Raw genomic sequence first — 11664 nt, forward strand, 5'->3', positions numbered from 1 at the left:
GATGGGGTCAGAGCCCTTTCCTGCGGAAAGGGATCCGACCCCGGCATGCGGCGGGCTTAGAACTTCCAGCGCAGGTTGGCCGCCACGAAGCGCGGTTCGCCGTAGTTGTTGTAGTCCAGGTTGGCCCAGTAGGTCTTGTCCAGCGCGTTGCGCACGCTCAGCGTCGCCGTCCAGTTGTCGCTGATGCGGTAGTTGGCGTTGAACTGCACCAGCGCATAGGCCGGCTGGTTCACCGTCACCGTGCCGCCCAGCGGGTAGACGATGTTGTAGCCCTGCACCTTGCTCTGCCACTGCACGCCGGCACCGACGCTCAGGCGGTCCAGCACGCCGGGCAGGCGCACCTGGGTGTTCAGCTGCAGCAGGTCCTCGGCCGGGTTCGCGTACAGCAGGTCGGTCGCGGCGCGCGTCACCTTGACGTGAGTGAAGCCGGCATTGACCGTCCAGCCCGGCAGGATCTCGCCGTTGATGTCCATTTCCCAGCCGCGCGCCTTGGTGCCGTTGACACCGATGTAGGCCGAGCTGCCATCGCTGAGCGAACCGTCCGGCACGCTCATGTCACGCACCGCGTAGTTGTCCTGCTTGGCTTCGAACACCGCCGCATTGGCGGTCAGGCGGCCGTCGAACCACTGCGTCTTGATGCCCGCCTCGACGTTGGAACCCTGCACCGGCGCCAGCAGGTTCTCGTTCCTGTCCTTGTAGTTCTGCGGGTTGAAGATCTCGGTGTAGCTGGCGTAGACCGACACGTCCGGGGTGATGTCGTAGACCAGGCCCACGTACGGCGTGACTTCGTCGCTGACCTTGTACGCACCGCTGGTACCGGTGTACGCGCCGCTGGCGTTGTAGGCGCGGGTGCGGGTTTCCCAGCGGCTCAGGCGTGCGCCGGCGATCAGCGCCAGCGGGTCGGCCAGGCGCAGGCGGGTGGCCAGGTACACGCCACTCTGCGTGGTCTTGGCCAGGCGGCGCGCACCGGTACGGGTGTAGGTCACCTCGGAGATGTCGCCGTTCCAGTCGTAGATGTTGGGGATGTAGTAGCAGCGCTCGTTGCCGCAGCGCGCCCAGTCGCTCGGGAAATTCAGCGTGGTGGTGTTGGTGGTGGCTTCCAGGTCCGACCACTGCGTGCCGAGGGTCACGTCGTGCTCCTGGCCCCACAGGCTGAAGGTGCCGGTCAGGTAGGCATCGACGTTGCGGCGGGTGTCTTCGGCATCGCCGGCGGCGGCGCGCAGGAAGATGCCCGAGCCGTCCACCGGGTTCGGGTTGCCGGTGCCGTACAGGCGCACGTTCTGCACGTTGCCGCGGGTGTAGGAAGTGTTGACCTTCAGCAGCCAGTCGTCACCGAAGCGCTGTTCGAGGTTGGCGAACACGGTGCTGGTTTCGCGCTGCCAGTAGCTCCACTTCGGCGACAGGTTGGTCGAGCGCGGCAGGTGGGCGAAGTTGCCCTGGCTGTCGAAGAACGGCACGGTGCCCCAGGTCGAACCCACCGGGTTGTTGTCCTGGGTCTGGTAGCCGACGGTGACCGTGGTGCTGTCGGTCAGGTCGCCTTCCAGCACGGCCATGCCGGCCATCTTGTTTTCCTTGTAGCGGTCGTAATAGAAATCACGATCGGTATAGGCGGCGACCACGCGGCTGCGGAAGCGGCCATCGGCGGTCAGCGGCGCGGTCACGTCCGCCTCCATGCGGCGGTAATCCCAGCTGCCGGCGCTGACCGAGAACGAGGCGTCGAATTCCTTGCCCGGGCGCTTGCGCAGCAGGTTCACCGTGGCCGACGGCACGCCGGCACCGCTGAGCAGGCCGTTGGCACCGCGGATCACTTCCACGCGGTCGTAGAAGGCGGTGTCGTATTCCTGGTTGGTCGAGCCGCTGTAGGTGGGGATGCCGTCGACCTGGAAATCGGTGATGGCGAAACCACGCGCGTAGTACAGCGGGCGCTGGGTGTCATAGAAGGACACGCTGACGCCAGTGACGTTGCGCATCACGTCGTTGATGCTGAACAGCGATTCGTTCTGCAGGCGCTCCAGGCCGATCACCGTCGACGACTGCGGGGTTTCCTGCAGGGTGATCGGCAGGCGGGTGGTGCTCGACGGCGGTGCCGACTGCTCGGCGCGCACGCTCACCCGGTCCAGGGTCTTGGCGTCGGAGGCATCGGCACCGGCATCGGCGGCCGATGCAGCGGGCGCGGCCACGGCCAGGCAGGACAGCAGGGCAGCCGGCAGCAGCGCACGGCGGGGCAGGGAAGAACGGACAGGCAGGGTCATGGAGGGCTCGGGGGACGTTGAGAGGGGGAGGGCAGCAGCCTTCGACCAGCACCCGGCTGCGGCAGCGGGTGGGTTCAGATCCATCTGGGAGGCGTGCGTGCGTCGTGCGGGACGCAAATGTAAATCGTTCTTAACAACATTACAATTCGTGACACGAGGAAATGATGTTTGAACGTTGCTCAGGGGTCAGAGCCCTCCGCCTGCGGCGCAGGGATCCGACCCCGGGGTCAGATCCCTTTGCCCTGGCAAAGGGCTCTGACCCCACCCCCGAAACCCCCAAACGCGAACGGCCACCCGAAGGTGGCCGTCCGTTTATTGCAAAGGGAAAGCAGGCTTACAGCGCCTGCAGCTCCTCGTTGGCGTTGCGCTTTTCCGGCGCAGCCGGGGCAGCGGCCGGGGCCACCGCCGGCGTCGCATCGGCTTCCACCGGCACGTCCAGATACGGCAGGTGCAGGGTCTGGCTGGTCTGCGTGCGGATCTCGTTGGTCAGCGCGGCGCTCTCATTGAGCTTGCGCCCGTACGACGGCACGATCTCGCGCAGGCGGGTTTCCCAGCCGGCCTTCATCTGTTCCGGGAAGGCCTTGGCCATCAGGTCCAGCATGATCGGCGGCGAGGTCGAGGCACCCGGCGAGGCACCCAGCAGGGCGGCCAGGGTGTGGTCCTTGTCGGTAACGATCTCGGTGCCGAACTGCAGCACCGGGCCCTTCAGCGGATCGCGCTTGATGATCTGCACGCGCTGGCCGGCCGTCACCAGCTTCCAGTCAGTGGGCTTGGCGTTGGGGAAGTACTTGACCAGCTCGGCCTGGCGGTCGGCATCATCCAGACGCGCCTGGGCCATCAGGTACTGCACCAGGTCCAGGTTGTCCTTGCCCACCGACAGCATCGGGCCGACGTTGTTGTGGTTGACCGACGAATACAGGTCCCACCACGAGCCGTGCTTGAGGAACTTGGTGCTGTACAGCGCGAACGGTCCGAACAGGATCACCGGCTTGCCGTCCAGCTTGCGCGCATCCAGGTGCGGCACCGACATCGGCGGCGAGCCGGTTTCGGCCATGCCGTAGGCCTTCACGTGGTGGCGCGAGGTCACGTCCGCGCCCTGGAAGGCGAGGAACTGGCCGCCCACCGGGAAGCCGGCGTAATCCTTCGATTCGGGAATGCCGGACATCTGCAGCAGCTTCAGCGCGGCGCCACCGGCACCGATGAACACGAAGCGGGCGTGGGTGGTGGTCTCGGTGCCGGCCTTGAGGTCCTTCACCGTCACGTTCCAGCTCTTGTCGGCGTTCTGCCGCAGCGCGCGCACTTCATGTTCCAGGTGCAGGCCGAAGTTCGGGCTGCGCTGCAGGCCGGCGGTCAGCTGGCGGGTGATCACGCCGAAGTTGACGTCGGTACCGAGCGGCATCCAGGTCGCAGCGACCTTCTGCTTCGGGTCGCGGCCTTCCATCAGCAGCGGTGCCCACTGCTTGATCTGCACCGGATCCTCCGAGTACTGCATGCCGTAGAACAGCGGGTTCTTCACCAGCGCCTGCTGGCGCTTGTGCAGGTAGGCGATGTTGTCATCGCCCCAGACGAAGCTCATGTGCGGGGTCGGGTTGATGAAGTCGCTGGGCTGGCTCAGCCGGCCTTCCTTCACCTGGTGCGACCAGAACTGGCGCGAAACCTCGAACGATTCGGCGATGCCGACCGCGCGCTTGGTCTCGATGCTGCCGTCGGGCAGCTCCGGGGTGTAGTTCAGTTCGGCAAATGCCGAGTGGCCGGTGCCGGCGTTGTTCCAGCCGTCCGAGCTTTCGCCGGCGACGGTGTCCAGGCGCTCGTAGACCTGGATGTTCCAGTCCGGCTGCAGTTCCTGCAGGTAGGTGGCCAGGGTGATGCTCATGATGCCGGCACCGACCAGGACGACGTCGACCGGCTTGTCGTTGCTGGCGGCGGGCACCGAGCGCTGGGTCAGCGGCCAGTACAGGAACAGCGCGGCGGCCAGCAACAGCAGCACGAGCAGGGCGATAAGAGCCTTGCCAAATTTCTTCATGGGAATGACTTGGGCGTGGGGAAGGGGGCAGGATGCGCGCTGGGACAGCAAATGGCGTGAAGAAACAATGCCTTGCAGCAACCTGACGCGATTTTAACCCGATCCGGTCCGGTTTTGATGCAATGCAGCATCCCGCCCCCCGGCGTCACGCGCTCAGACCAGTTCCAGGATCTCGTCGCCGGCCTCGTCCACCTCGCCGGTGGCCTGCCAGCCCAGATGCCGGTAGAAGCCGTGCGAGCGCGAGCGCGGATCGGCCGAGCAGGCCAGAAACAGGCGGCCATGGCCGGCGGCGCGGGCGAGTCCGACCACCTCCTGCAGCAGGCGCTGGCCGATGCCGCGGCCTTCGTAGTCCGGCAGCAGCGCCAGCACCAGCACCTCGCCACTGTCGCGGTCGGCGAAGCCGTAGCCGACCACCGCGCCGTCGTCCTCGGCGATGCGGCCGATGAAATCGCCCTCGGCGATGCCTGCCGCCCAGCTTTCCGCGGTGATGCCCAGTTCGGCCAGCTGCGCGGCGCTGAAGGCGTTCTCGCGGGTACGTCCGCGCAGGTCGATGCAGGCAGCCGCATCAGTGGCAAGGGCGGGGCGGTAGTGGATCGTCATGCAGGTTCCTTCGGTAGCGCCGGGCCATGCCCGGCGGAAGCATTCAATCACTGCCGATGGTGAAGTACTCCGCAGCGAAGTAGCCCACCTGGTACGCCAGCGCCACGCCGGCCAGCGCCACCTGCGCCCGCGCCGTGCGCAGGTTCCAGCCCAGCACGCAGACCACCAGCATCAGCGCCGTGTGCAGCGGATACGCCTCGCCCAGCAGGCGCCAGCGACTCTGCCCCTTGATCGCGGTATCGACAAGATCCAGAAGCGTCAGCGCGGCGATCACGCTGAAGATCCAGCGCCGGCGCTGCATCAGGTAGGCGCCGTAGCTGCCGAAATCGCGCAGGTCATCGGGAAACAGCAGGGCGCATAACAGGAACCACGTGGCGCCGTAAGTGATCACGAACAGATAGATCTCGAAGGTCCACTGGTGCACCTGGACCAGGCGGAATTCCCACCACCAGAACGTCACCAGCGACACCAGCGTCCACGCCACCCAGCACAGGTGCAGGGCCGAACAGCCGCGCCGCTGCGGGTGCTCGATGATCTGCGCCAGCCCCTTCAGCAGCGTGGTGATCGACAGGCCCAGGATGATGCCCATCACCACGCGGATATGCAGGAACACCGGATCGGTCTGCATCGCCCAGCCCCCAGAAGGTCGGTTGCCGCGATGCTGGCACAGAAAAGGGCCCCAATGGGGTCAGAGCCCGTTGCGCAGCAACTGGATCCGACCCCGTGCCGACCAACGGTCGGCACCCACCATCAGCAGAAGCATCATCAGCAGCATGCTCCAACAGCTCGCAGGAAACTGTCGAAGGCGGGGTGGGTCCGGTTGCGGGGGCGTGAGCCGCATGGATGCGGCGACCGAGCTTACATGGACGTACTTGCAGCGTCCCCCGCAACCGGGCCCACCCCGCCAACCCTCAGGAAACCAGCTTTTGACGTTGACGTTGCCGGCCAGCGGCCGGCACTACCGCTTCCGCCGGACCAGCGTGCTCGACGCCTCCAGCACCGCCCGGGTCAGCAGCGCCATCGTCTGCACATCGCCCTTCCAGTGCTGCCAGTACAGCGGCACGTCCTCCCACGCACGCTGCCGCACATACACCAGCCGCCCCGCATCCAGATGGCGCTTCACCAGCGGCAGCGGGTTCATCGTCCAGCCCAGCCCGCCCAGGTTGGCCTGCACGAAGGCCCGGGTGGAGGGGATCCACCACGTCGGCGCCGTGCTCGGCAGCGCATCGCCGGCCATCCGCTGGGCGAAGCGCGACTGCATGTCGTCCTTGCGGTTGAACACCAGCACCGGGGCCTGCGCCAGCGCCTGCGCCGTCACCCCCTTGGCGAAATGGCGCTCGCGGAACTCCGGCGTGCACGTCGCCGCATAGCGGATGCTGCCCAGCGCATGGATCTGGCAGCCCTGCACCGGCTCGTCCAGCGTGGTCACCGCACCCAGCACCGTGCCCTGGCGCAGCAGCTCCACCGTGTGGTCCTGGTCTTCCACGCGCAGGTCCAGGGTGGTGCCGGTGTTCTGCGCGAACTGCTGCGCGGCCTGCGGGAACCAGGTTTCCAGGCTGTCATGGTTCACCGCCACCGGGATGCTCGCCTGCGGCAGGTCCTCGTCGGCCAGGCCCATGCGATGCAGCGCGTCGTGCTCCAGCAGCGCGGTCTGCTCGGCCAGCTGGACCAGCAGCTGGCCCTCGGCGGTGGCCGTGGCCGGGGTGCCGCGCTTGACCAGCAGGCGGCCGATCCGGTCCTCCAGCGCCTTCACCCGCTGCGAGATGGCCGAAGGGGTGACATTGAGCGACTGCGCGGCGCGGTCGAAGCTGCCTTCGCGGATCACCGCGGCCAGGGCCCGCAGCTGGGCATGGTCGATGCGCATCGGATTAAGCTCCGCTAATGTTGGTTTAGTAAGTTTAGCTCCTCTTTTAAATGTTGCGGCGCGACAATGGCGCCCATTCCGGTGCTGTCCGCCTTCGCGAGGCACCGTCCCCCCAAGCAAGACAAGGCAGTGAATCCCATGTTCTCGGTCATCTCCGCCAGCACCGGCCTCGGTGCCTGGTTCTCTGGTGCAGCTACCGGCGTCGGCCTGTTCGCCGTGGTCGGTGCCCAGAGCGCCTTCATCCTGCGCCAGGGCATCCTGCGCAAGCACATCGTGCCAGTGGTCGCCACCTGCGCGGCCATCGATGCGATCTTCATCTTCGCCAGCGTGGCCGGCCTGCGCACGCTCACCTCGGCGCTGCCGTGGCTGACCAGCGCCGTGCTGTGGACCGGCGTGGCCTTCCTCGCCTGGTATGCGATGAAGTCCGCGCGCCGTGCCTTCGCCGGTGGCGGTGGCATGGGCGAGGCCGACAGCGATGACGGCAGCCGCCGTGCGGTGCTGCTGGCCGCGGTCGGCTTCTCGCTCATCAACCCGCATTTCTGGCTGGACATGATGGTGATCGGCTCGATCGCCGAGAACTTCGGCAATGCGCGCATGGCGTTCGCCGCCGGCGTGGTCACCGCCAGCTGTCTGTGGCTGACCGCGCAGGGCCTGGGTGCCCGCCTGCTGGCGCCGCTGTTCACCAAGCCCAGCACCTGGCGCGTGCTGGACGGCACCATCGCCGTCATCCTCAGCATCCTGGCGCTCACGCTGGCCATCCGCGGCGTGCACTGAGCCCTGCACCGAACACCACACTCTCTCCAAGGTCGTGGCTGCGGCGGCATCGGAAACGATGCCGCCGTTCTTTTTTGTCCCTGCAGCCGGTATGTCGCTGGGCACTGGCAGCGCCCCCATCGGCCTGCCTACAATCGGGGGTGCGGACAGGGTGTCCGCTGTATAGGGGGAAGGATGCGCAAGACAATGATGGCCGCGCTGCTGGCGCTGGCCTGTGCCGCGCCGGCTGCGGTCGGTGCCGTGGACCTGGAAAAGTACATCCGCCAGGAGACATTCCAGGACATCAAGATTTCGCCGGGGGGCGACTACTACGCTGCCACCGTGCCGTTGGAAGACAGCACCGCTGTCGTCATCATGCGCACGTCGGACAACACGCCGATGGGCACTTTCCGCCCGCCCCGCAACAACCATGCGACCAACTTCGACTGGGTCAGCAACGAACGCGTGCTGATCGAGCTGTCCGAGAAGTTCGGCTCGCTGGATACGCCGCAGCGCACCGGTGAGCTGTACGCGATCAACGCCAATGGCGGGCGCGGCGAGCTGCTGGTCGGCTACCGCGTGGAAGGCAACGGGCCCGGTACCCGCATCCAGCCGAAGAAGGTGGAGGCGGTGGCCGCCTTCCTCACCGACGAGCTGGCCAATGACGACCGCAACGTGCTGGTCGCGGTGTGGCCGTTCGGCAACGATCCCTTCACCCGCGTGGAGCGGCTGGACGTCACCACGGGTCGCCGCGTGCAGGTCGCGGGCTCGCCGGTGCGCAACGCCAGCTTCACCACCGACAACAAGGGCGACGTGCGTTTCGCCCATGGTTCCGGTACTGACAACGTCAACAAGCTCTACTACCGCCAGCCGAGCAACAACCAGTGGGTGCTGGTCAACGACGAGGCGGTCAACAACCGGATCGAGACGGCCATTGGTTTCGCTGAAGACAACAGCGTGGCCTACCTGCAGGTCCAGCAGCCGAAGGGCCCCGACGCCATCGTCAGCTGGAACCCGGAGACCGGCGAACGGAAGACCCTGCTGGCCGATGACGTGGTCGATCCGTACCGCATCATCTTCCGCAACGGCACGCGCGTGCCGGTGGGTGCGCTGTACCTGGGCGATACCACCCGCAGCCGTTTCTTCGACGAGACCTCGGCCGATGCGCGCCTGTACCACAGCCTGGAAGCGGCCTTCAAACAGCCGGTCTACATCACCTCCAGCACGCGTGACGGCAAGAAGGTGCTGGTGGAAACCTGGACCGGCAACGATCCCGGCTCGTTCTATGTGTTCGATACCGTGGCCAAGTCGGCGCAGCACCTGATCAGCCGCAGCGAGTGGCTGGACGTGGACAAGACCGCGCCGGTGCGCGCTGTGTCGCTGAAGGCCCGCGATGGCCTGCCGCTGCATGGCTTCCTGACCCTGCCGCACGGCAGCGACGGTCGCAACCTGCCGATGGTGGTGCTGCCGCATGGTGGTCCGTACGACATCTTCGATTCCGGCCGCTATGACATGGAATCGCAGATGCTGGCCGATGCTGGCTATGCGGTGCTGCAGGTCAACTACCGTGGCTCGGGCAACTACGGTCGCGCACACACCCAGGCCGGTGCACGGCAGTGGGGCGGCACCATGCAGGACGACGTCACCGATGCGACCCGCTGGGCCGTCGCGCAGGGCATCGCCAACAAGGACCGCATCTGCATCTACGGTGCCAGCTATGGCGCCTACTCGGCGATGATGGGTGCGGCGCGCGAACCGGGCATGTACAAGTGCGCCGCCGGCTACGTGGGCGTGTATGACCTGCCGATGATGTTCACCCGTGGCGACATCCAGAACCGCGGTTCGGGCATGACCTACCTGCGTGACTGGCTGGGCGACCCGGCGAAGCTGGGCACGGTCTCGCCGGTCACCCTTGCCGGGCAGATCAAGGTGCCGGTGTTCCTTGCGGCCGGTGGCGAAGACAAGCGCGCGCCGATCGAGCACACCAAGCGCCTGGAAGCGGCCCTGAAGAAGGCGGGCACGCCGGTGGAAAGCCTGTACTACAGCACCGAAGGCCACGGCTTCTACCGCCCCGAGCACGAACGCGAGTACTACAGCCGCCTGCTGGCGTTCCTGTCCAACAGCCTGGGTGGGGCCAAGGCCAGTGCGGCAGCGCCGAAGGCCAGCGGCAAGGCGCCGTAAGTCCAGCTGCGCGCTTGAGCAGGCCGGGCAGCCAAGGCTGTCCGGCCTGGGAACACCATGAGACCCGCTGCGCTGCGGGTCGGGCTGCCCGCGCTGTGTGACGGCGGGCAGGCCAGGGCGCCCTGAGCGGGCGCCGCTGGGTCGAGGGTCACTTCACCCCGTGCATCATCCGCTTCAGCAGCGGCGCGGCGATGAAGGCCAGTACCGCACAGCCCAGGCCGATCCACATCAGCAGCCAGAACAGGTGCGCGTAGGCGCCTGCTGCCGCCACCATGTCCAGTGATTCGCCTTCGGGCACGTCGATCGCCGCCAGCTTGCCGAACAGCGCGGCCAGCGTTTCGGAAAACGCCGTGGCCAGGAACCAGGTGCCCATCATCAGGCTCATCACCCGCGGCACGGCCAGCTGGGTCACCGCCGACAGGCCGACCGGCGACAGGCACATCTCGCCGCTGGCCAGCAGGAAGTAGGCCAGCACCAGCCACCACACGCTGGCCATTTCACCGGTGGCGCCGACCTGCTGCGCGGCCAGTGCCAGCGGCACGAACGACAGCGCACCGATGACCAGGCCCCAGGCCGACTTCACCGGCTTGCCCGGCTCCCAGCCGCGGCGGTCCATCCAGGTCCACAGCGCGGCGAACGCCGGGGCCAGCAGCACCAGGAACAGGCCGCCCAGATAGGTAAGCGAACCGGCGGTCTGCGGAATCACCAGGCAGTCGCGCACCAGCAGCACCAGCATCAGCGCGACGATGGCAATGAAGAATGCACGCGGCGCGTTCGAGCCCGGGCGACGCTCGGACAGGCGCGCGCTGACCACGAAGCCCAGCGGCGCCAGCAGCAGCGAGATGATCGACCACGGCAGCGGGGTGCCATCGGTGATGACCAGCGCCGGCACGATGTCCTTGGTCAGCAGGCGGTCGGTGAAGGTGACCCACGAGCCGTAGGACTGCTCGTACATCGTGAAGAACACCAGCGCCATGAAGATCAGCACCATCAGCGCGATCATCTGCTGGCGCTGCACCGGGGTGCACTTGCTGCCGGTGAACCAGGCGAACCAGACCAGCACGCCGCCCAGCACCACCAGCATCAGCATCAGCGCCAGGCTGATCTCGCCGCCGAGGGCGAAGGCGCCGTTGCCGGCCGCCCACATCAGCCACGCCACCGGCAGCACGCCGACCACCGCGCACAGGTAGATCAGCCCTTCGCGCGGCAGGCCCAGCACCTTCTGCTTCAGCGCGGCCGGCTGCGGCGGTTCGGCGTGGCCCTGCAGGTACTTCTGGCCCCAGAGGAACATCGCCAGGCCGGCGAGCATGCCGATGCCGGCGGCGCCGAAGCCGTACTTCCAGCCATAGGCCTCGCCGAGGAAGCCGCAGACCAGCGAGGAGAACAGCGCGCCAAGGTTGATGCCGGCGTAGAACAGCGAGAAGCCCGAATCGCGGCGCGGGTCGTCCTGCGGGTAGAGCTTGCCGACGATGGTGGAGATGTTCGGCTTGAGGAAGCCGACGCCCATAATGATCAGCGCCAGCGACAGGTAGGTCACCGCCAGGGCCGAGGTATCGCGCACCACTTCACCGTTGACCCGGTACGCAGCGTGGCCCTCGAAGGCCATGCCGAGGTGGCCAAGCACCAGCAGGATGCCGCCGAACAGCACCGCCCGGCGCATGCCCAGCCAGCGGTCGGCCAGCATGCCGCCGAACACCGGGATGCAGTAGACCAGGCCGCCGTAGGCGCCCAGCAGGTCCAGGCCGGCCTTGTCGCCGAACAGGTGGTACTTGGTGAGATACAGCAGCAGCAGCGCCTTCATCCCGTAGAAGGAGAAGCGCTCCCACATTTCGGTGAAGAAGCAGACGTAGACGCCTTTCGGGTGGCCGAGGAAGTCGTCGGAAGCGATCGCGGTGGAATTCATCGGCGGATTATAGGCGCGTGCCGCAGGCACGCGCCGGGTAGCGGCGGGGCCGGGCCGGGGGCCCCCGTTGATCCACGCCAGGGGGGGG

Annotated in this window: 8 protein-coding genes; 2 read left to right on the forward strand and 6 right to left on the reverse strand. The window is 67.0% G+C overall.

The window, feature by feature from the left end:
- Positions 1-56 precede the first annotated feature (56 nt).
- The 5 genes from IAE56_RS18705 to IAE56_RS18725 form a co-directional block, all read right to left on the reverse strand.
- Positions 57-2252 (reverse strand): TonB-dependent siderophore receptor, encoded by a 2196-nt coding sequence (locus tag IAE56_RS18705; RefSeq protein WP_200753567.1) that lies wholly within the window; start codon positions 2250-2252, stop codon positions 57-59.
- A 334-nt stretch (positions 2253-2586) separates the two neighbouring features.
- Positions 2587-4275, reverse strand: coding sequence for a malate dehydrogenase (quinone) (mqo, locus tag IAE56_RS18710; protein ID WP_200753568.1), 1689 nt, complete (start codon positions 4273-4275; stop codon positions 2587-2589).
- 153 nt (positions 4276-4428) lie between these two features.
- Complete coding sequence (locus IAE56_RS18715) at positions 4429-4875, reverse strand: GNAT family N-acetyltransferase (RefSeq protein WP_200753569.1); 447 nt, start codon at positions 4873-4875, stop codon at positions 4429-4431.
- Positions 4876-4918: 43 nt separating this feature from the next.
- Positions 4919-5503, reverse strand: coding sequence for a hypothetical protein (locus IAE56_RS18720; RefSeq protein ID WP_200753570.1), 585 nt, complete (start codon positions 5501-5503; stop codon positions 4919-4921).
- A 330-nt stretch (positions 5504-5833) separates the two neighbouring features.
- Complete coding sequence (locus tag IAE56_RS18725; protein ID WP_108768150.1) at positions 5834-6739, reverse strand: LysR family transcriptional regulator ArgP; 906 nt, start codon at positions 6737-6739, stop codon at positions 5834-5836.
- Positions 6740-6877: 138 nt separating this feature from the next.
- On the opposite strand from IAE56_RS18725, the gene IAE56_RS18730 reads away from it, so the two are divergent.
- Positions 6878-7513 carry a LysE family transporter gene (locus IAE56_RS18730; protein ID WP_108764406.1) on the forward strand — a complete coding sequence of 212 codons (636 nt, stop codon included), beginning with the start codon at positions 6878-6880 and terminating at the stop codon, positions 7511-7513.
- A gap of 174 nt (positions 7514-7687) precedes the next feature.
- Positions 7688-9673: a S9 family peptidase gene (locus IAE56_RS18735; protein ID WP_200753571.1), complete on the forward strand. Its 1986-nt coding sequence runs from the start codon at positions 7688-7690 to the stop codon at positions 9671-9673.
- Between the two features lie 148 nt (positions 9674-9821).
- On the opposite strand, the gene IAE56_RS18740 is transcribed toward IAE56_RS18735, so the two are convergent.
- A complete protein-coding gene (locus IAE56_RS18740; protein ID WP_200753572.1) occupies positions 9822-11576 on the reverse strand; it encodes an oligopeptide:H+ symporter in 1755 nt (584 codons plus the stop codon).
- Positions 11577-11664: the final 88 nt, after the last annotated feature.

It is taken from the genome of Stenotrophomonas sp. S41 (assembly GCF_016624625.1).
GTDB lineage: Bacteria > Pseudomonadota > Gammaproteobacteria > Xanthomonadales > Xanthomonadaceae > Stenotrophomonas.